This window comes from Flavobacterium sp. GQ95 (genome assembly GCF_059758655.1).
On sequence record NZ_JCAXEB010000017.1, the window covers coordinates 24,122 to 47,581 of the forward strand.

Sequence of the window (23,460 nt, forward strand, 5' to 3'; positions counted from 1 at the left end):
AAATTAATATCCAAATGGGTTGTCAACACTTTGCATAGGTGTCGTGAACCATTTTGCTCCTTCTCCAGTCATGTAAAAATGATCTTCATGTCTGATTCCAAATTTTCCGGGAATACAAATCATAGGTTCGTTACTCACAACCATACCTTCAGATAGTTTTATTTCGCTTCCGCGGACTAAATACGGATATTCATGAATATCAAGTCCGGTTCCGTGCCCTACTCTGTGGGGTAATCCCGGTAAATCATAATCCGGACTTAATCCGGCTTCCGCCAATGTTTTTCGGGCTGCATCATCTACTGATCCGCATGAAGATCCAATTTTTGCGGCTTCAAAAGCAGCACGTTGTACGTCTTTTTCTAAATTCCAAATTGTTTTATATTCCTCCGAAGCAGTTCCATAAACATACGATCTTGTAATATCTGAAAGATATCCTTGCAGCCTGCAGCCTGTATCAACAAGAACGGCTTCATTTTCTTTTAAAGGCTGAGGTACTGAAACTCCATGGGGATATTGTGTATCATCTGCAAACAGAACAATACAGAAATAAGAACCGGAAGGTATTCCTGCTTTTATATGCGCTTTGTTTATAAAATCTGTCACTTCGCTAACTGTGATCCCAGGTCTTAGTATCCTTGCAGCAGCTCGTTGAACTTCAATTGTAATATCCTTTGCTTTTTGAATAATGGCAATTTCATTTTTTGATTTTTGCATTCGGCAGGCTGAAGTAATATTTTGCGCCGTTATAAAATCATAACCATTATTTGCCTTTGCAATTCCATCAACTAAAAAATAAGAAGAAGACTCATCAATGGCTATTGATCCACTGTCAAAATTTTTATCTTTCAGTAACTTTCCAAATAAAACATAAGGAGATTCATGTTCTTCCCAACAATTAATCTTGGATTCAACCTGCATGTATTTTTTAAAAGTACCTTCTTCAAATTTTGGCACTATATATTCTAAAGAACCGTCTTCAAAAAGTAGTGCACCAACCATTCTTTCAGAGGCATTCCAAAGTGTTCCTGTAAAATAATACAAGTTTGTTCCGGCGTTAAGATATATCGCTTTAACAGAAAGCTTCTTCATCAATTGTGCTGCCTTTTGTATACGTTGCAAGTATTCCTTTAGCAGAATAGGTTGTACATCCAGAGTTCTGTTTTCTATTTTTTCTAATTCAATTACTGCAGTAGAACCGCCAATACCAATTGCCATTTTTTTTATTTTTTCGTTAAACAGTAAAATTAATCAATCTTAATTTATTCTATTTTAGGTTTTGTATTTTTCATCAGTTGAAGTAATTCTTCCTGATTCAAAGCATAATCGTAAAGTCGTAATGAGGCCATAAAACCAGAGAAATTTTCCCCAATATCGGATCCGCCAATTATAATTTTGGCTTTATCTATTGCCGAGGATAATAACATGTTTTGCGAATTATCTAAAATACCATCTACATACACTTTCTCAACAACTCCATCAAAAGTTAAAACAATATAATGCCATTTATTCGCTTCGGGGATTTTACTAAACTTCATATCAAAATGACCGTCTAAATGTACTCCTGCACCATAATTGCCGCTATTGTACGCCAACGCATTGTAGGAGTTTGCCAGACCAAATGCGGTTCTGTCACACCAGGAGGCCAAAATTTCTCCTTCGCTTGCTATTTCAGGATTTTTAACCCAGGTTGCTACTGTATAAGAGCCATTCCAGGCCAGGGTTTTGGGTACAGCTTTATCCAGGGTCAAAGTTCCATTTGTAAAACTGAAAGCTTTTATTCTTTCCGTTTTTTCTAAAGATACAGTGCCGCTTTTTGCGAAAACTCCACCAACAGTCCCTTTATTAGAAATGGTATTTAGATCTGAATTACCAGCCATTTTGCCCGCGTCTAAATCAACTAAAAGTTTCTTCGTACTTTTTACAGCGGGAACAGTATTGGATGCTGCATTTTGTAATTGTAAGGGAATATCAAATAAGGAACTGTACACTTTGATGTTCCAAACTGCGGGGTAAAGTCCTGTTTTTTCGGTCGCTAAAACGGTTAGTTTTATATATCGTGCCGTTACATCGTTGTCATCAATCATTGGGCTTCCCGCTGTACGATTTTTAGATTTATCAACATACTGCTGCCATTTAGTCCCGTTCAAAGAATACTCCAATTTATATTGGTAATAATAACTGGCAAATTCAAATTGGGTCATTACCCTTTTTATCTTTTTTTCTGAACCCAAATCAACAATTAAATATTGAGAGGATGTATTATCAGCTGCTTTCCACATTGTGGCATTATTATTATCAGTTGCATACGATGGCTTGTAGTCATAATCATATTGAGTCGATTTTAAATGATAAAAAGAAGAAGCAGTAGTTTTTGTTCCAAAAGCAATATCCTGAGAAACTTCAGACTTTACCAAGTCATTTATTCCTTTATTTGAAGGCACAACCGTTTTAATTGTCGAATCGTTTTCAAAAATCATTTTATCAATACAAACCTGTCTGGCGAGCCCGCCTCTGGTCATGGGATAATCGTGTTTGTGATATACAATGTAGTAATCGTCATTTTCCTGTAAAACAGAATGATGCCCGGGACCGTGGACTGTTTTATCTTCATTAGTACTCAAAATCGGATTATTTTTTCCAGGCGTAAAAGGTCCGTAAGGTGAATCAGAATAAGAGTAACGAACGTTGTAGGTTTCATCATGACAAGACGCTCCGGAGTACATCAAAATGTACTTGGAGCCTTTCTTCATCATATAAGCAGCTTCAAAAGGTGCCGGAGTTTGGGCTAATGGTATATTAGCTGAATGAATCATGTCACTCATTGTTTTTTTATTCAATTCTCCAACTGCGTATCCTCCATTGTAATGCACCCAGGTTCCCCAATAGCCATAAATTTTGCCATCGGTATCTTTAAAAAATTGTGCATCCAGAGATGGAAAACCTTCTCTGGGATATCCGTTTGAAATTACCGGAGTATCATTTTCGCTTAATTTTTTCCAGGGACCAACAGGCGAATCGGAAACATATCCATAAATATTACAGCCTATCTCACAGTTTCCAAAATACAAATAATATTTACCATCATCTCCCTGAATAATATCAGGAGCCCAAAAATTAGTTATGGATTTGGCCGAAAACGATGGGATTTCCATAATATAATTGTACCAATTTTTAAAATCCTTGCTATACCAGACTGTCGGTGCGCCAGAGGCCAGCATTTCGTTATCAGTAGTAGCGTAGATATAATAAATATCTCCAAATTTTTTAATAGTAGGGTCAGCAAACCAGCCTGGTAAAATAGGATTTCCTGCACCTGGAGAATTTACATCAACATCTTTTTGAGCAAAAATGGTTCCTGTAAAAACAAGTATGATAAGACTATATAATAGTTTCTTTTTCAGCATTGCAATTGTAATTAACTTGAATGGCTTATTGCTATTAATATTTCCAAACCAGTACATCAGCAGTTTTTATTGCTGTAGTTCCGATAATAATTTTAGCACTTTTTGGTAAATTGATATTGTAGATTTTATCTGAATAATTGACTGCAATACCAAATCCATCGCGATAATCAACCATAATCCCTTCAGGATAATTTTCTATAGCCGCATTTTGTTTCTGGTATAATTTCCTTAATACTTGTTTTTCAAGTTCACCATTTTTGGAATCTACGCCAATGTAGGTAACTGTTCCTTTACCTAAATTACGTGAAATAATAGCGGGAGTTCCAGAGTAGAAATCGCCGTCATAAGTTCCCCAAATTTTTGTTTCTTTATTTGGTTTTAATAAATCTCCCCAACTTGTCCAGCCAAATTCCTGATTATCAAATTTTATTATACCCGGAGACTGTGGCATTAACAAATCATAAGATTCTATTTGAGAACCAATTAAATTCCACATGGGTTCATAAAATTTCGCTTCCCAAAGATGGCCTTTACGATTTTGAATTCCGGATCGACAACTCATGATTAGATTGCCTCCGTTTTTGGCATACAACGTTAGTTTATCAATCATTTTTTGATCGATCATCTGATAAGCAGGTACTATTAAAAAAGGATAGTTTGAGAAATTAGTAGTATCCCTAACAAAATCAACTGGCGCACCCATCGATTTTGTTGCTTTATAATATTTTAAAAAATGTCCTATGGTATTCCACTCTTTTGTTTGTTTGTTTAACTCAATGCCCATAACATTATCTGCATTGAATAGAATTCCGGTTTTACGTTTTAAATAGTAATCCGGTAAAACTGCTTTGGCATCATACTTTTTTCGTAACGTATCAATTTCTTTTATAAACTGGGCAAATTCGTTTCCGCCAATGGTTGGCGTAACGCCATCTGTACCGACAATACCATAATGAAATTGTTCATAACCATACAGAGGGGCCCGAAAACGATACGTACACGCAAATTTACTACCTCCTGCAAAAACATGCCATAGCCACATACGGATACTTCCAGGCAACGGCTGCGGATTAATGCTTCCCCAGTTTACTTGTCCCGGCTGCAGTTCCATACAACCGTACATTCCTTTTAAAGGTCGAAAAAAATCATTAGACATTCCGATACTGGTATAGTCTCCTAATCGATATCCTTTCGGGCCAATTCCAAGACTTCCTCCATAAACTAAATACCTTGTGTAACAGTCAAAATCCAACTCCTTGCTCATTCCAACAAAGCTTTCACCATAGCTGGACCTGTAATTAGACGTAATCCATTGGTCTTTTGTTATGTTTTTACGTATTGTAATGGCCTGACTATCCAGAAATGTTGCCGTTTCCTGATCTGCAAATCGATAATGATCTAATTGGGAGTGTAAGTTCATTCCCCATTCCTTATGTAACGGAATATTTATTTGATCAAAATTACTGTAAGTTCCACTCCAGAAATTGTTTCCCCAGGCTTCATTTAAAGCATCAATAGTTACATATTTTTCCTTCAACCAATTCCGATAGCGTTGCAGTGCATCTGGTCCATAATCCAGAAAACGGGAAGGCTCATTATCTACCTGCCAGCCAATAATATTTTTATTGTTGCCATATCTTTTCGCCAATTGTTCAATCATTTTTAAAGAATAGCTTCGATAATAATTACTCGAAAATGATGCGTGCTGCCTGGAACCATGATCTGTTTTAGTGCCGTCTTCATAAGTAGCCAATATATCCGGATGCTGGCGAACCAGCCATACAGGAGGTGTAGCTGTTGAGGTACACATGACAATTTTTAAATTATATTTTGCAGCAATACTAACAGCTTTGTCCAGCCATTTAAAATCATAAACACCTTCCTGCGGTTCTAATTGTGCCCATGCAAATTCGCCAAAATGGGTAAATTCAAAACCCATTTCCGCAATTTTTTTCAAATCACGATCCCATTGACTCTGGTCCCAATGTTCCGGATAATAATATACTCCTACTGTTGTCAGGTCTTTTTTTGGAAAGTATTTGTCAAAATTTTGAGCACTGGAACTTAAACTGATTAGTATTCCAAATAAAATAAATATTATTTTATTGAAGAGGTGTTTTGTTGATTTTTGCTTCATTTCATACTTATAATTTAATTTGAACAGCCTTACTTTTCAAAGCGATTTTATAGGCGCCTCTAATTTTTTCATAAGGTAATTTTACCTCCTTGTCTACTCTTAAGTAGGCATTTTCAGTATAAGGTGTTTTAGCATCTAATGTAATTATAATACTATCTGTTTTAGTATTGTAGCTTACCTTTTTAAAAGTTCCTGCATCTAATGTCAGCCAAATTTTCTTTGGAGCGATGAATACTTTGGATTTTGCTGCTGTCGTAATATCTACCTCAACCTCATCTCCTTTCTCTTTTAAATTACCTCCAAACGCTACCCAGCCGTATTCTTTTTCATTGGTAATAAAAGTCGCAGTGTTTACAGCGTAACCAAAGAAACCCGAACCATAATCTCCTGATAAATAATCAATTCTTAAAGTTTCAGGATAAGAATGGAAAGCCGCAGCTCCAAAACCATCTTCGGTAATATTTGAAATTCCGCCTAATAATCCGCCATAACCAACTTTTAATAAATGAAAATCATCAGGGGTTTTTCTGAATTGTTCCAAAACCGGAATCGCATTTAAAGCTGAACCATAATGATGTATCTGACGTTCTACTCTGGACAATTTACCACCGTATAAAAAATCCCAATACCTGCGGGCATTTCCATTATAAGCCCAGTGTGGCATTGTAGGCATATAGGCTAAAATGGCATCCAGCGTTATTTTCGCTTTATCGGTATATCCAAAATAATCAGACCACATATATACTTCCTCCTGACCTGTAGAATCCCAAGGCATTTCACTTCCAAAAGGATAATTAAGCGTTCTCCAATGATCGGCTCTTACCTTCATTTTAGCCTCTAAAGTATTGGCCATTTCAGTATATCCTTCTGTTTTTAAATCTTTTAAAATCAATAAAAAGACCGTTCCTTCCATTTGTCCAAACTGTGCATAATACGGCGCTAATCTTGTCATCGCAATACTGGTTTCATAAGCATTTTTTAAGTACCAGTCCCAGGCATGACTGGTAACCAGCCCATCATGATATCTGGCCAAACGATACATGGTCCAATATGCGGCTGCCACGTGCGGATAATTGTAGGATCTTCCCGGATCATCAGAACCTTTTTTGTCCCATGCTGCCCATGTTTTATAATTAACATCCTTACTGTATGTTCCTTCTGGCATTAATTTAGGTTCATAATAAAAAACACTTTTTTTAACTCCGTATTTAAGCGTGTCAGCTGTGTTATATTGAATTCCGCCCCACAGTGTTTTATCAACAAACTGTTGTAGTTTTTCTATTTCTTCTTTATTCGGGTCTATTAATTGTTTCATTATCGCCCCAAGCCAGCCTCCTGCTCCACCTTCGTCACTTAAACCTGAAATCCAGACACGACTGTCCTGAACAACTTGTTTTTTAGTTTCATAATCATACGAGATTACCGAAGGGTTTCTATGAAAAGGGTCATTTTTTTCATCAAACCATTGGGCAGTTGTCAAAAAATGTCCAAAATCAGCTACTACATTTGTTTCTGATTTTATCACTTTATAATTGATTGTTTGCTCTAATCCGTCATCATAAAATACCGTTAATCTTGCTCTTCCCCATTTTTTTCCGTGAACAGAATATTGAAAATAACCATTTTTATTTTTTGATTTTTCCTCTACTGTCAAAGCTCCTTCCGGTTCAATTTTAAAAGATTTAACCGCTTTTTTATATTTCAGAAAAAGTTGACCATCTACATCCTGAGGTAAAACGTAACCCGGAACTCCAACCGCTACAGGGCGTTCGTTTTGAATTAAACTTGATTGAATATTTTCAATTTGATCCACCAATACAAACTTCAATGAAAAACTTTTAGCCTCTCCGGGCTGAAGTACCAATGAAGTTGGCGTATTCCATTGTTCAGCCGTTTTCCATTCCTGATCAGCATAGGCTTTACTTAATGGCATCCATTCATGGAAACCTTCAAAAACAATACTTCTTGGTGTTTCATCATCCAATAACGGACGATAGGCTTCAAAAGGCATATTGGCCTCTGGAAGCACTAACAATGCCGGTCCGTGACCACTTAATCTTTTTACTTCAAGATAACCTGCGTCTTTACCAATATAAGGATCAAAGAATACATTGTGAAGATGTGTTTCGTCTAATGTTTTTCCTTCCAAAATGTTATTAAAAACCATCGGAACGCCTAATGCACCTATTTCCTGAGCGCTATTTGATTTGTTTGTGATTTCGAAACGCAATATTAAATTCCCTTCTTTTTCTTCGTAAAAACGTTTTATAGTTAAAGGAATTTCGGCTGGTAATGTATTCGAAAGATCAGCTGCAGCCAATACATTTCCTGAAATAGTCAAAGGAATAATAGCAACTCGCTTAGCAGCTGTAGAATAGCTTTTCCAGCTTCCGTCTGCGGCTTTAATTCGAAGATTGATATCTCCTAATTGATATAGCCCGTCTTTATCACGAATAGAGAGTCGTTCTCCAGGTGTAAAATCAAAAGTTTTATCTGTAAGAGGAGACAAGGCCGCAACAGTCTGAGAAGATTTCAATAATTTTAATTCGAAAGATTTTGTACTCAAATTAAGAAATCCTTTTTCTACCTCAAGCGTTGATTTTTTCGCTTTAATTTTATCCCAATATTCTTGCGCCTGTAAATTATTTGAAGCAATGAAGCAACAAATCATCAAAGTCAAAAGTTTTATTTTTTTCATAATTCTTATTATTTTTTAAGATCTAAATAGAGTCTATTTAGCTTCTTTGTTATACTTTTTTAATGATAAAATTTAACTACTTTAATTATTTGAAATCGGTGGAAAACTTCCAATTCGTCTTATAATCTTCTGAAACAGGCAAGTCTTCAACTAAAACCCGTAACATTTCTACCGGCATTATGTTCTCTTTTAAAACGCGGTCATGAAACTGTTTTTCTGTCCATCCTTTGGCCAGCAATTCATTTCTTAAAGCATAAAACTGCAAACCTCCCGTCATGTACGCTACCTGATATAATGGCGCGTCGCCGCTGGCAAACGAGCGTCTGACTTCGGCCTCTGCATTGGCTTTTTCATGTCCAACTTCATTTACCAACAAATCAATACATTGCTGTGGGGTCATTTCTCCTAAATGATATTTTAATGAAAATATGATTCGGGCACAACGGTGAATTCTCCAGAATAACATTCCTAATTTTTGTTCAGGAGTTTGCGGAAATTGTTTGTTCCAAAGAATGATTTCCCAATACAAAGCCCAGCCCTCCATCCAAAAGGGAGTATCAAAAGGCTGACGATACGATTTGTAGCGGCTGTTCATGAAAAACTGCAAATTGTGTCCCGGAAGTAATTCATGCTGCACCGTTGCAAAAGAAAAATTGGGGTTGTTACCTCGCATACTCATCAATTTATCTTTCTGATCCATATCTTGGGTTGGATAAGAAATACTGATTTCCCAGCCTCCTGTAAAAAACGGATTTATTTTTTGTCGTTCCGGTGTCATCATAATCATCTGCCAGGTTTCTTTTGTCAAATCCGGCAACGTAATTAAATCTTTGTCTTCTATAAATTTTATCGATTGATTGTACAAATTAGTAATTGCCTGTGGCTGTTCGCCTGCCGGAACATAAGTATCTTTAACATGTTCTAATGCCTTTTTCCAATCATTTCCATAACCTAATTCTGTAGCCGCTTTGATCATTTCTTTTTTGCACCATTCAAACTGATTTTGTGCTGCCGCAATCAATTCTTCCGGAGAATATGGAATGTATTCGTATGCTAAACTTTTGATGACGGCTTCTCTTCCAATTGGTTTTCCTACGATCCCGCTTCCATCATCTTTTATACTTGTTTGGGAATAGTTTGCTTTTAAAAAATCTTCATACGTTTTGAGTTTCTCCGATAGTTTTTTATACGGTTTTTCCATCCACCAGGTAAAATCAGGATCATAACTGTAATAAAATGCATAAGCTTCTTTTAAAGATTGCTGAAAATAAGCAACAGCTCTTGCAGCTTTATCTGCTGCAAACCAATCTTTAAAAGGTTTAGTTTTTAATAACTCTGTTTTTTTATCAATACTATTTCCGGCAACATCGAACGCTTTGGCCAATTGATTGGAAACCGGTTTTTTCCCTCTTCTTCTTTCTTGGATAAACAGCGAAATATCAGTTGAAAAATCTAAAACCGAAGCCACTTCTTTATAGCCTTTGTATTCTATTTGTAAAAAATAATTTTCTTTGTCTATCAGATTTCTCAATAATAAATAATCTACTTTTCCATCTTTGGATAAATTTTTAAAGTCAATATTTTTGACTGTTTTTGACCAATCGGCATAAAATTTAGAAAACCGTACATAATATTCTTCCGACTCTTTATTGGAATAAAAACTTTGCAGCGCTGTTTTATCTGCCTGAAAAGTATTCACAACGTCTATAAGTTCGCTGGAAAATGAAGGCGTTACCATTGCAAAAAATAAAAAAAGAGTTATAAAATATTTTTTCATAGTATTGATTTGATGATTCTAAATGTTATGTTTTTTGCCACGAATTGCACTAATTTTCACTAATTAAATTCGTAATAATTCGTGGCTAATTTTTTATACAAATTGTAATTATTTTAATGTAACATCCAGATAAACCGAATGTCGTCCGTAAGTTTCATAAAAAGGTTTATACGTAACTCCGTCAATTATAAATTGCAGCTTTTTAGGATCTCCTTGTATAGATTTGCTTATATCTTTAACATCCAAAGTTACTTTTCGCCAATCTTTAAGTGGTTCAGTTTCCTGAGCGGCCAATAATATAGGTCCATAAAATAAACTGGCGATATTTTGCTGATCCATAACTGGTTCTAAATGAAATTGAAATGGCATGCGTAACTCAATTACATCCCCGTCTTTCCATTTTCTATTCAAAGTAAGATAACTTCCGGGCTGTGCTTTTATTTTTTCGGACTTGCCGTTTATCTTCACAAAAAATCCTTTGGCTGCCCAATGTGGAACGCGCACTTTAAGGTCGAACTTGCCATTTCCTTTGATGGTCAATTTGGTAAAATCTTCATTAGGAAAATCTGTTGTTTGTTCTACAGTTATATTTTTTTCTGTCCAATTTAAGGTTGATGGAACATACAGATTTACATACAACGCATTACTATCAGCACTTTTAAAATAAATTGAATTTTGGAATTTTGTATTGCTCTCAATAGCAGTTCCGTTACAACAGGTAAATCCTGTCATGTGCGCATTACCAAATTGTTTTACCGATCCTGGTCTAAGCGGCACATGGTACGTATTTGCTGGACTGTTTTCGGCTACCGAAGAAAGAATATGATTGTATAAACCGCGCTCATAATAATCCATTAACTCTGCACGCTGATCATATAGAAACAAATCTCCGGTTAATTTAAGCATGTTGTAAGTCGCGCAGGTTTCATTTTGACCTCCTGATGAAAAACCGTTTTCATAAATCGTCGCGGGCTGACTGATAAAACATTCTGCATTTACCGGATTACGTGCCCCTGCAACTCCTCCGATACTGTACATATAATCGTTTACGGTTTTGTACCAGAAATTATCAGCAATACGATAGTAGTCCGGTGTATTAGAGTCACGGTACATTTCGAGCGCTCCCATAATTTGCGGAATGTGTTGATTAGCGTGTAATCCTCTAAAAGTATCTACATTTTTTGCCAGGCCGTGTGAATGGTTGGCATCACCATAAAATACTTTGATGTTGTCAAACAATTGCGCTACTTCTAAATAATGAGGGTCTTTTGTGATTCTGTACAATCTTGCCATAGCCTCATTCATTCCGCCAAATTCTCCGGCGATATAGCGGTTCCACATACTGATAAGGGTTTCTGTTGGCAGTTTTTTCATACGGGCATAAACCCAATCTCCCATTCCTTTAGCCGTTTCCAGTGCTTTTTCATTTCTGCTTACTTCGTAAACATCCATCAATCCGGCAAGAATTTTATGTAACGTATAATAAGGTGCCCAAATTTGAGTTTTCTGTCCCCCGTAAGTTGCTCCATTTTCTAACATTATAAATTGATCCGGAGGATAAGCACTGATAAATCCTTTTCCCCAATTTTGATAGTCGGTACGAATTCCTTCCGGACTCAAATCTGAATCATAAGTTGCTTTCCCTGGTCCTGGTGGCACAGCTGTTGGATCTGACACAAACTTTCCTCCTGCTTCTTTCTGCTTTCCGGAAAGCTGTGCTAATTGATACAGCGTATTGACCATATACTCCATTTTATTAGCAAAATTAGCCTGAAGTGTTTTATCATAACCTGTACTCGCATAAGCCTGAGCAATTGCGGTCAGGTAATGTCCTGTAGCGTGTCCGCGTAATTTGGTTTCCTGAGTATCCCAAACACCAAGCGGTTCTGCTTCTTTTGGTTGTTCTTGTCCGAATGCATTGCGAAACATATACAGAAAAGAATCCGGATCTGTTGTTGCAAGTGTGGTCAGGAACTTATCACGATTCTCTATAAATTTGGTTTGGTGTCCTTCATGATCAGCATTCAAAACCACCTGATCTAATTTGAAAACTTCGAGTTTACGCTCTGGCGTCGCACTTTCTTTCGCTTCCTTAACATTTACTATTGCTTTTGGCTTTAAATCTGTGCCCGAAATGCTTCCGGTTATTGTATATTGTCCACTTTTAAGCACGTCACTATTATCTTTCGGCGAAGGCCAAATCACTCTTACCTCAGGCCCTTCAATTCCATTCGTATAAACTCCTTTTATATAAGTCGGTAATTTTGGAAGTGTTCCCAAAACTGTTTCTACTTTTACTTCAGAGACGCTCTTCAGGAACTGATTATAAAGTTGTGGAGTTGTTTTAGGAAAATTTGGTAAATCTGCCGTTTGTTCTTCTCCTGATTCTTCTTCCTGACCTTCTTTTAAGGCATTGTTATAGATTCTGATAATTTGTTTATCCGTTAAAGGAACTCTGTAAATTCTGAAATCATGTAACTTAGCATTTAAATAAATATTCTCTTCTGAAAGCGATTTCCCGATGTAAAGTATATTTTTTTCTGCCGAATTATAATCGAATAATTTTGCCAAATCCAGTGCTGCATTCTTGGTTTCGCTCACCAATACTCCATTCACGTAAGTGCTAATTAATTTTGAAGGAATATTTATTACGACCGCCACATGGCTCCATTTGCCGGTTTCTATAGCTGGGGCTTTTGCGTTGTATTTTATTCCAGTTTCCGTAGCAACTTCGGTCTGAATTCCGTTTTCTTTTTCTGTTCCAACTGGGGCAAGAAACAAATGTGAATTCGTGTTTTTTCCAAAATCAAAAAATCGCTGATCTTTTTGTGCAGAACGTAAATAAATCCAACCTGAAATACTTAGTGATTCTTCTCCAATTAATCCGTCGGCGGGAATTGAAACAAAAGCTTTACTGTCTGCAGGCAAAGAAAGTACTCTGCCAAATTGCTCGTCATTTACAAATTTGGCTTTGACATCTTCAATTTTACCGTGCAGGTTATTTCGTGACCAGTCTTTTGCATCGCCATCAAAAACATAGCGGGCAATCAATCCTGTTTCTCCAATTCCGTCTAAAATCTGATCACCATTTTGAGCCTGTACTGTTGTACTCAATGCCCAAAAACTTAGTAAGACACAACTAAATAACTGATATTTTTTCATCACTAATTCTTTTTCTTCTGATTTACAAAATCTTATTTTTTCTTCTTTTTAGGAATTTTCTAATTATAAATTTCCTCCCAGGTTGGCGGGATAACTCCTAACAAATGCTTTACAAAATAATCCCTGCGTTTGCGTTCTCCAAAATCTCCTCCGGCTGAATGTCCCATTCCGGGAACGGTCACTAATTCGAAATTTTTATTGGCTTTTACCAGGGCATTTGCAAATTGCATTGTTGAAGCCGGATCAACATTATCATCTAATTCTCCTAAAATCAACATCAGGTTTCCTTTTAATTGTGCCGCGTTGGCCGTATTGGAGCATGCTTCATATTCTGGTCCAACCGGGTAGCCCATCCATTGTTCATTCCACCACATTTTATCCATTCGGTTATCGTGACAGCCACAAGATGCTACGGCTACATCATAAAAATCAGAGTTAAAAACCAAAGCAGCTCCTGCATTTTGTCCTCCTGCCGATGTTCCATGAATTCCCACTTTATCAATATTCATATAAGGATATTTGGCAGCGGCTGCTTTTATCCAAAGTTTTCTATCAGGGAAACCCCCATCTTTTAAATTTTTCCAACAAACATCATGAAATGCTTTCGAACGATTTGAAGTTCCCATTCCGTCAATCTGAACCACAATAAATCCTAATTCAGCCAGGGATGACATCGCCCAATAATAAGGCTGAAAATTCTTTGGAACAAATGAATCCTGCGGACCTGCATAAATATATTCGATAATTGGATATTTACGATTGGGATCAAAAGTAGTTGGGCGTACAATAACTCCCCAAATATCTGTTTTACCATCTCTTCCTTTAGCTGTAAAAACTTCCGGTGCTGTCCAGCCTGTTTTTTGTAGTGCCGAAATATCGGCCTTTTGCATTTCTACAATTGTTTTTTGAGAGTCTATACTTTTTAGAACCGTAATTGGCGCTACATCTACTCTGGAATATTGATCAACATAATATTTATAATCCGGTGAAAAGGTCACTTTATGATTGCCGTTTTCAGTGGTTAATCTTGTGAAGTTTTTTCCGCTAAAATCAATTCGGCAAAAGTGCAGCAAATAGGGATCCTGATCTTTGTCTAACCCGCTCGCTGTAAAATAGATTTGTTTTTTCTCTTCATCAACTTTTACTACTTCCCTAAGAGGCCAGTTTCCTTTGGTAATCTGATTTTTCACTTTTCCGGTAAGGGCGTCATATAAATATAAATGATTCCATCCATCACGCTCTGAAGCCCAAATGATCTCATTGCTTTTTTTGATTGGGTATCGATATCCTTTTCCGCTGTATTCTATAAAAGTCGGACTGGTTTCTTCTATAATTACTTTTACTTTTCCAGTTGTGGCATTAACTTCTAAAACGCGATATACCTGATGTCCTCTTTGATTATATTCAAAAGTAAAGGCACTGCTGTCGTCTTTCCATTCGATTCCTAAAAGGTCATATTGCTGTTGAAATAAATCTGTAGCAACAGGAATTTGTTTTTTTGAAGCCACAACAAATAATTGCGGACTTTTAAAAGGCAATTGATCTCCGGGCTTTAGATAATCTCTGGTTTGCAGTTTTGGCTGAAACTGATCTTTTGGACTTGATTCTACAAAATAAATTTTATGCTCTTCACCCGGCCTTACTTTGTAAGCCATAACTATATTGCTATCAGGCGACCATTGTACATAGGATGAATAATAGAAACCTTTTGACCCATCATAACTTAATTGGGTTTCTTCTTTTGTTTTTTTGTCTTTTATATATAAATTATAATTTTTAATGTAGGCTACTTTTAGCGAATCCGGAGAACCTACTGGTTTGTTTCCGAATTCATCAAAATTTCCACCCCAATAATCCTCTTTTTTCAAGGGCTTTTTATAAGGACCAACTTTAGTTAATTCGTATGTATTTAAATTACAGGAAAACTTAAGTGAGTCTGTTGTAAATACTAAAATTGACAAGTTTTTATCAAATTCTAAATTCTCAATTGGAAGATCTTTGGACTTGATCTCTTTTCCTAAATTTTTTGAAAGTGACTGCCCTAATCTATTATGATCAAAAGCAGCTGTTTGTTTTTGCTGTTTGGTATCAGCCAAAAGAAATTCTTTTCCTTTCAACAGATTATTGCTATACCAAACATAATCATTCCCAATCCAATGAAATTCTTTGGGAGCGTTGACCACCTTATTCCTGAATAAAGAATCTACGGCATTTGCTCTTTTGTATTCTTTCAATGTGCCTTGCGCGTGACTGATCAAACACCACGAAAGTGTTAAAATTACACTTATTTTTTTGCTAGTTGTCTTCATAATTTAAATATTAATAAAAATATATAATATTGATTGACATCTATGGGTTAATATTAACAGATAGTAATATTATATTATCCATTGAAAATGAAATGTGAGGGAAATCAGTTATTAAATACTAATTATGGGTTGAAATCAAGTTTTTCTTAGCAGCATAAAAATAAGAAAAAGTAAATTTTAAATATTCTTTCGATAATTAAACCTGACAGGTTTTTAAAATCTGTCAGGTTTAAACTAAAAGTTAATTTGAAGTTTTTTCTTTGATCAGATAATAAATCGGAATACCCATCAGCATAATTAAAACGCCCCAGCCACAGGTTGAAAATTTTGTGAACAATAAAGAAACACAGACAGCCGATGCAATAAGAATATATAATAAGGGTAAAAATGGATATCCGATTGCCTTATAAGGACGAACTGCATCTGGCATTTTTTTACGAAGACGCATAATTCCGTAAATGGTCAGAATGTAGAAAATCAGGACAATGATAATTACAAAGTCTAATAAATCTCCGTATTTACCTGTAAGACATAATACTGAAGCCCAAATACATTGTGCCCAAAGTGCCCAGGCGGGAACACTTGCCTGATTCAATACTGCAGCTTTTTTAAAAAACAAACCATCATTTGCCATTGTATAATAAACTCTGGCTCCGGCCATAATCAATCCGTTATTACAAGCAAAGGTCGATATCATAATCATTAGCGCAATGATAAGCGTTCCGATATCTCCAAAAATATAATCCGAAGCGACCACTGCTACCCTATCAGATTTTGCTGTTGCAATTTCGCTAAGTGGAATAACCGCTACATACATTAAATTGGTCAATACATAAATAATGGTTACAATTAAAGTTCCGAGAAACATGCTTAAACCCACATTTCTTTTTGGATTTTTAATTTCCCCTGCAATGAAAGTTACCCCGGTCCAGGAATCACTTGAAAACAAGGTTCCAACCATGGCAGCAGATATTCCGGAAATTAAGGCTGTAGTACTAATTGGCATCCACGAACCTGTTTCTGTATTAAAAGAATGTGGCGTCCAGGCATCCGTCCAGTTGGCATTCCAAATAGAAGCTTTGGCGGCCAAGGTAAATCCGAAAATAATTAATCCTGAAATGGATACTATTTTTATAATAGTCAGAATCGTTTGCAGAATTTTGCTGTTTTTTACTCCTCGCGTATTTAAATAGGTCAGAAAAATAATCGTTACAATAGAAACTATTTGTGCTACATTAAGTTTAAAACTGCCTATTTCATATAAAACATTTTCATCACTAACAGCCGGAATCAAATAAGCTGCAAATTTTGAAAATGCCACTCCAACTGCTGCTATGGTTCCGGTTTGGATAACGGCAAAAAAGCTCCAGCCATACAAAAAGGCTATTAATTTGTTATAGGCTTCTTTAAGATAAACATATTGTCCTCCGGCATTGGGAAACATGGCACTTAATTCTCCGTAACTTACTGCGGCAATCATCGTAATGATTCCTGAAATGAGCCATATCAAAATAAGCCATCCGGTCGATCCAACCTGTCTGGCGATATCCGCACTTACAATAAATATTCCGGATCCAATCATGGAACCTACCACAAGCATGGTTCCGTCGAGAAGCCCGAGTTCTTTTTTAAATTCTTCCTGATTATTATCTGTCATTTTGGGTTTGTTTTTTGGTTGTTTTTTGTTTAGAAATGTGGTAATCTGTTTTTTCTAATTTTAAATGTGGTTAATTAGTGGCGTTTTTTTTCTCTCGCAGATTTGGCAGATTTAGCAGATTTTTAATAAATATATTTCATAATAAAATCTGAGGGAACAAACTATTTATATTCTTTATCGCTGGCAAACTTTAAATACAAATGAAAATCTTATTTAAATAAAAAAATTCAGCTTCAATTTTGGTTAGAAAATGAAGCTGAATTTTTAAAGTTGAAACATTTCTGTATCTACTGAAGTAGTTTTTCCGGAAATAATCTCTGTTACAATTTTTCCTGTTGCCGGTGCCAGGCTTAATCCCATCATGGCGTGTCCGGTAACCAGAGTTAGGTTTTTAAGCTTTTTATCTCTGGTAATTATTGGCATTCCAGAAGGCGTACAAGGCCTGAATCCGAACCAGGTATCTTCTTCTTTTGGTATTTCAATTTTTAAGTCCGGATAAAAATCATTGATGGAATTTACAATTCCCTGCAATCTGTTTTGATTAATTTTGGTGTCATTGGTGTGTGTTATTTCCATTGTTCCTCCAAAACGAATATCGTTATTCATAGGGGTTACGGCAACTTTTCCTTCACACAAAATACTTGGAATTGAAGGTTTGTGGTTTTGATCTTTTAATGTAAAGCTGTAGCCTTTTCCGGGTAATATTGAAATGCTGACATTTAATTTTTTAGCGATGTGCGGACTCCACGACCCTGTTGCCAAAACAACCTCATCTGTTGCAAAATTACCTTTATCAGTGATGATTTCAGTAACGGTATTATTCTTTAAAACAAAATCATTTACTGTTGTCAAAGGATGAATTTGTACCTTCAACTGACTTAATTGTTCTTTTAAAAACTGCATGAATTTCTGCGGATAAACATGCGCATCGCTTTTATAATGTACACCGCCGATGACGTTTGTAGCCGTTCCTGTTTCTAATTTTGAAACATCCTCTTTTGACAAAAAATCAACTTCTAAACCTAATTCTTCTGCCAATTTTCCTTCGTGATGAATTTCTTCGGCGGTTTTATCGGTTTTATACAGCATTAAAAGTCCTTTTTCTTCATAAAAAAAGGAGTTGTTTTCTTTTGCAAAATCCTGATACAACTCTTTACTCAAAAGAGATAAATCACAAAGCGCCGGCATTGCTTTTTCGACATGTTTTAAATTGGCATGTTTGTAAAACTGCAATCCCCATTTCATTAAATCCATGCTCAACCTGGGTTTAACATAAAACGGACTTTGACTATCAAACATCCATTTGATTCCCTGTGCAATCATACCGGGCTGTGCCAGAGGAATTATATGCGAGGGAACGATCATTCCCGCATTTCCGTAAGAACAGCCGTCATTCATATCTGATTTATCAAAAACAACTACTTCATACCCTTCTTTGGCTAGATAATAGGCTGAACACAGACCTATTATCCCTCCACCAATTATACTGACTTTTTTCATTAGTATTATAAATTTCAAATCATTGGCAGGAAAGTATTCTGTAAACCAATGTTTTTTTACATTATCATTTTTTTAAATCACCTGAAAACCAAATGCATACGGATCATCATCTTCATCAATAATGATATTGTTATAACCGTAAACTTTGGCCCAGCCCTGAATACTTGGTACTATGGCTTTGATATCTCCTATTGAAGTTTCTACTTCTACCCTCCCAATAAATTTACTTCCAATAAAACTCTCATGAATATAGTCTTCTCCTTTTTTGAGTTTCCCTTTGGCATGAAGCTGCGCGATTCTGGCTGAGGTTCCGGTTCCGCATGGCGAACGGTCAATGGCTTTGTCGCCATAGAAGACTGCATTTCTACCGGATGAAGCCTGATCAATAGGATCTCCTGTCCAGAGCATATGGCTCACATCACGGATGGTGTCATTTTCAGGATGAATGAAAAGATTTGGATATTTTTCATTAATACGTCTGCGGACTTCCTGACTGTACTGCACAATTTTTCCTGCTGTAAAATCCTGAACGCCGGAAAAATGCTGCTGTGGATCTACAATAGCGTAATAATTTCCGCCATAAGCCACATCAAAAACAATCTCTCCCAATTCCGGGCAATCAACAGTCAAACCTTCTGCGGCCAGATACGATTTTACATTGGTCAAGCGTACCCAATCTACTTTTTTACCGGTCTGCTGATATTCAATCTGAACTAATCCCGCAGGCGCTTCCATTTTAATTTTTCCCGGAATCTTCGGTATAACCAAACCTTCTTCAATCGCAATAGTAATCGTTCCAATGGTTCCGTGCCCGCACATGGGCAGACAACCGGAAGTCTCTATAAATAAGATTCCGAAATCATTTTCAGGATCACTTGGCGGATACAATATACTGCCACTCATCATGTCATGACCCCGGGGTTCAAACATAAGTCCTTTACGAATCCAGTCGAATTCTTTTAGGAAATGCTGGCGTTTCTCGCTCATGTTGTTTCCAATCAAATTGGGACCACCGCCAGCCACAACTCTTACGGGATTTCCGCAGGTATGGGCATCTACGCAAAAAAAGGTTTTTCTAGGCATATATTAAATGGTGTTGTGGGTTACTATGTCATTTACTACTCTATTAATTCCTAACGGATTTTTATCCTGCAATGCTTGCGGAAGCAACTCATCCGGCCAATCCTGAAAACTTACCGGACGAACCCATCTTTTGACTGCAGTTAATCCTACGGAGGTAAATTTGCTGTCTGAACTTGCAGGAAAAGGTCCACCGTGTGTCATTGCCGAACAAACCTCTACACCAGTAGGAACATTATTAAAAATTAATCGTCCGACTTTATTTTTAAGATTTTTAATTATCTCTTTGAAATCTTCGCATTCCTTTACATCAGCATTTAAAATAGTGCCAGTCAATTGTCCTTCCAGGTCCAGAATAATTTCATTAAGCTGCTCCATATTATCGCATTTAACGACAACAGAAAAAGGGCCAAAAACTTCCTTATGAAATGTTTTGTTCTTTAAGAAGATATCACCATCGACTGAAATTACGTTTTGCAATGCATAGTTTGGTTTTATTTCCCTGTTTAAAGTCGTTTGCTGCGCATATCCCTTCTGACCAAGCACTTCTGATTTCAGGGTTTCATATTGCTTTTTGATATTGGGATGCAACATGCAAGCTGGTTCTAATTTATCAATCTCCAAAGCTAAAATAGTAATAAAATAGTCGAGCTCGTTGCTTTTTATTCCTAAAATAAGCCCGGGATTTGTACAAAATTGTCCAGTACCGGCCGCAATTGATGCCGCATAATTTTTAGCCCATTTTTCAGCATCTGTTTTTAAGGCAGAGGGTAAAACAAGCACAGGATTAATACTTCCCATTTCGGCATATACCGGAATTGGAATAGTTCTGTTGGCGGCAATTTTACAAAGTGCTGTTCCGCCTTTTATACTTCCCGTAAAACCAACCGCTTTTATTGAAGGATGTTCTATTAAAGCTACTCCGACTTCTATACCGCTACTGTTGAGGTTGGAGAAAACACCATTTGGCATTCCTGTTCTTTTAGCTGCTTTAATAATTGCCGAGGCAACCAATTCTCCCGTTCCAGCATGCAGCGGATGTGATTTTACCACCACAGGGCAGCCGGCTGCCAGTGCACTTGCAGTATCTCCTCCAGCTGTAGAAAAGGCAAGAGGAAAATTACTGGCTCCAAAAACAGCTACAGGCCCAATTGGAATCTGTAATCTTCGGATATCTGGTTTGCCTTCTGTTTTATTGATGATGGCTTCTACCCAGGAACCTTCCCTCAGCATTGTTGCAAATGCCCTGAGTTGTCCGGTAGTTCTACTTCGCTCACCGTTGGCTCTTCCAGCCGGAAGACCTGATTCCTGAATGTAAGTTGCTAATAACTCCTCACCCAACGCTTCAATTTCTTCGGCGATAGCGTCCAGAAAATCTGCTTTTTTTACGTCTTCAATGGTTCCATAAATTTTAAAAGCTTCTTCGGCTAATGCTACGGTCTGAGAAATTTCATCTTCAGCGGCCTCAAAAAAAAGAGTTTCATTCTCCGAATTCTCTTCGGGATTGATGGTTTTGAATGTCGTTTTACCTTTTGCGGAAAGCACATCTCCAATATAATTTTTTCCTGTAGTCATCGCTTTCTATTAAAGTTTAATTAAATGTTTTTGTAATCTGGCAAAACGGGTCTGTTTTTCATTGCAAAACCAATGATCGCCAATACGCGTTCTCTCTCAGCTCCTTGTAACGGTAATCTTGGTGCTCTTACATTTTCTGTTCCAAGTCCTGTTGCTACTTCTGCCAATTTGATATTTTGTACCAACTGCGGCGAAATATCCAGTTCAAGTAATGGCATAAACCATCTGTAAATAGCTAAAGCCTGGTCAATCTTTCCGGCTTTTACCAATTTATAAATAGCAACGGTTTCTGCCGGATATGCCACTACCAAACCGGCAACCCATCCATCGGCTCCGGCCACCAGACTTTCAAGAGCCAGGGTATCCACTCCGCACAGTACTTTTAATCGGTCTCCAAAACGGTTTCTTATTCTTGTTACATTGCTGATGTCCCTTGTTGATTCTTTGACTGCCTGAATATTTTCCAGTTTTAAAAGTTCTTCGAACATGTCAAGGGTTACCTCAATTTTATAATCTACAGGATTGTTGTAAATCATAATAGGTAATGAAGTACTTTTTGCAATTTCTTTGAAATAGACCACTGTTTCATGATCTGTTGCCTTGTATCGCATTGGCGGCAAGAGCATAAGACCATTTACGCCTAATTCTTCAGCGCGTTTTGCCAAAGTTATCGCTTCACTTGTAGTCTGTTCTGCAATATTTACGATAACGGGAATTTTCCCTTCTACTATTCGTAAAGTGTTATTTATTAAAACCTCTTTTTCTTCTTTGGTTAATGTACTGGCTTCCCCAAGAGTTCCCCCTAGTATGATTCCATTAACTCCAGCATCAATTTGTGCTTTAATATTCTTTTCGAACATTACCAGGTCCAATTGACCTTCTGCTGTAAACTTTGTTGTTACAGCCGGCATTACGCCTTCCCAATTTATTTTCATATTCTCAATTTTTATCAAAAATAAAGCTTATACAAAAGAGCTCCTTTGTCATTATTAGCCTATATCAGGACTATATTACCCCATCTATTGTATAATCTGATTTTTTTGATAATATTTACATAACTAAAAACATTCCGTTGAAAATCCTGCCATTTAAAATACCTAAAACCGAGAGAGAAGCCCTTATTTATCAGGAAGATATTGAGCGCGTTTTCTATGACCAGCTGCATCAGCATGAAGAAATTCAGATTAGCTATATTGCAAAAGGTTCAGGAACTTTAATTGTTGGAGATTCGATAAACGATTATAAGGAAGATGATATTTTGGTAATTGGTGAGAATGTTCCCCATGTTTTTAGAAGTAATACTGAGGCCAGTCCCGAATCTGTGATGCTGACTTTGTTTTTTACCAAAACCTCCTTTGGAAAAGATTTTTTCAGTCTTAATGATATGAGCAGTCTCGAAGATTTTTTTAAGGAATCTGAATATGGTATGAAAATACTATCAAACCAAAAGAAAATAATTCATCATTTTACCAAGCTAAGAAAACAGAATAAAATACAGCGTATTGCTTCATTTTTAAAGATCATAAACATTATTATTACTTCAGAAAAAACACCTCTTTCATCCTTTGTTTACAAAAAGAAATATACTGATGATGAAGGCCGCAGAATGAGCGCCGTATTTGAATATGCAATCGAATATTATCATCAGAATATTACTTTGGACGAGGTGGCAGAAAAGGCTAGTATGAGTAAAAATGCATTTTGCCGTTATTTTAAAAAACGCACCAATAAGACTTTTTTCCAGTTTTTGATTGAAATCAGAATTGAAAATGCCTGCAAATTACTACACCATAAAAAAGATCTTTCGATAGCCTCAATATCTGAGCTTTGCGGATTTCAGGACATTGCCAATTTCAACAGAAAGTTTAAGGAGCTAAAGGGAATATCTCCTTCACATTATCGTGCCCAGATTAGTTAAATTAGAATTTAAAAATAGATTTTCTGATTTCTAACTGCAATTCGGAAGAGAAGGGCTACTCTGTTATTTCAACTTTTCTTTCTGTAAAATCCTCTTTTTTGCATTTGATTTTATCAGGCCCAGATCAATTTGAGGGCTTGCATAGCCTAAATATTTTGTATTTTATATTTCATAATGAGATGACTTTAAAATGAAAAGCCATCCCTGAATAGGAATAGCTTTTCACACACTTATAATTACAAG

The 23,460-nt window shown here is 36.5% G+C and carries 13 protein-coding genes; 1 reads left to right on the forward strand and 12 read right to left on the reverse strand.

Features of this window, described 5'->3' with window-relative positions:
- Positions 1-3: 3 nt before the first annotated feature.
- The 12 genes from AC6CH4_RS23505 to AC6CH4_RS23560 form a co-directional block, all read right to left on the reverse strand.
- Complete coding sequence (locus AC6CH4_RS23505; protein WP_498107335.1) at positions 4-1,215, reverse strand: M24 family metallopeptidase; 1,212 nt, start codon at positions 1,213-1,215, stop codon at positions 4-6.
- 44 nt (positions 1,216-1,259) lie between these two features.
- Positions 1,260-3,461: a family 43 glycosylhydrolase gene (locus tag AC6CH4_RS23510; protein WP_498107337.1), complete on the reverse strand. Its 2,202-nt coding sequence runs from the start codon at positions 3,459-3,461 to the stop codon at positions 1,260-1,262.
- Entirely contained in the window at positions 3,439-5,541 is a 2,103-nt protein-coding gene (locus AC6CH4_RS23515; RefSeq protein WP_498107339.1) for a beta-galactosidase, read from the reverse strand. Before AC6CH4_RS23515 ends, AC6CH4_RS23510 begins: the two co-directional genes overlap by 23 nt.
- Positions 5,542-5,548: 7 nt before the next feature.
- Entirely contained in the window at positions 5,549-8,239 is a 2,691-nt protein-coding gene (locus AC6CH4_RS23520) for a DUF5695 domain-containing protein (protein ID WP_498107341.1), read from the reverse strand.
- 85 nt (positions 8,240-8,324) lie between these two features.
- Entirely contained in the window at positions 8,325-10,016 is a 1,692-nt protein-coding gene (locus AC6CH4_RS23525; RefSeq protein ID WP_498107343.1) for a DUF885 family protein, read from the reverse strand.
- Positions 10,017-10,124: 108 nt separating this feature from the next.
- Positions 10,125-13,178: a beta-L-arabinofuranosidase domain-containing protein gene (locus AC6CH4_RS23530; protein WP_498107345.1), complete on the reverse strand. Its 3,054-nt coding sequence runs from the start codon at positions 13,176-13,178 to the stop codon at positions 10,125-10,127.
- A gap of 59 nt (positions 13,179-13,237) precedes the next feature.
- On the reverse strand, positions 13,238-15,487 hold the full coding sequence (locus AC6CH4_RS23535; protein ID WP_498107347.1) for a S9 family peptidase: 2,250 nt from the start codon (positions 15,485-15,487) through the stop codon (positions 13,238-13,240).
- Positions 15,488-15,728: 241 nt separating this feature from the next.
- Entirely contained in the window at positions 15,729-17,144 is a 1,416-nt protein-coding gene (locus AC6CH4_RS23540; protein WP_498107349.1) for an APC family permease, read from the reverse strand.
- A gap of 264 nt (positions 17,145-17,408) precedes the next feature.
- On the reverse strand, positions 17,409-18,644 hold the full coding sequence (locus AC6CH4_RS23545) for an NAD(P)/FAD-dependent oxidoreductase (protein ID WP_498107351.1): 1,236 nt from the start codon (positions 18,642-18,644) through the stop codon (positions 17,409-17,411).
- A gap of 72 nt (positions 18,645-18,716) precedes the next feature.
- Positions 18,717-19,727: a 4-hydroxyproline epimerase gene (locus tag AC6CH4_RS23550; RefSeq protein ID WP_498107353.1), complete on the reverse strand. Its 1,011-nt coding sequence runs from the start codon at positions 19,725-19,727 to the stop codon at positions 18,717-18,719.
- Between the two features lie 3 nt (positions 19,728-19,730).
- Positions 19,731-21,299 carry an aldehyde dehydrogenase (NADP(+)) gene (locus AC6CH4_RS23555; RefSeq protein ID WP_498107355.1) on the reverse strand — a complete coding sequence of 523 codons (1,569 nt, stop codon included), beginning with the start codon at positions 21,297-21,299 and terminating at the stop codon, positions 19,731-19,733.
- A gap of 20 nt (positions 21,300-21,319) precedes the next feature.
- Positions 21,320-22,234 carry a dihydrodipicolinate synthase family protein gene (locus AC6CH4_RS23560; RefSeq protein ID WP_498107357.1) on the reverse strand — a complete coding sequence of 305 codons (915 nt, stop codon included), beginning with the start codon at positions 22,232-22,234 and terminating at the stop codon, positions 21,320-21,322.
- A gap of 137 nt (positions 22,235-22,371) precedes the next feature.
- Between AC6CH4_RS23560 and AC6CH4_RS23565 the strand changes: the two genes are divergently transcribed.
- Complete coding sequence (locus AC6CH4_RS23565; RefSeq protein WP_498107359.1) at positions 22,372-23,217, forward strand: AraC family transcriptional regulator; 846 nt, start codon at positions 22,372-22,374, stop codon at positions 23,215-23,217.
- Positions 23,218-23,460: the final 243 nt, after the last annotated feature.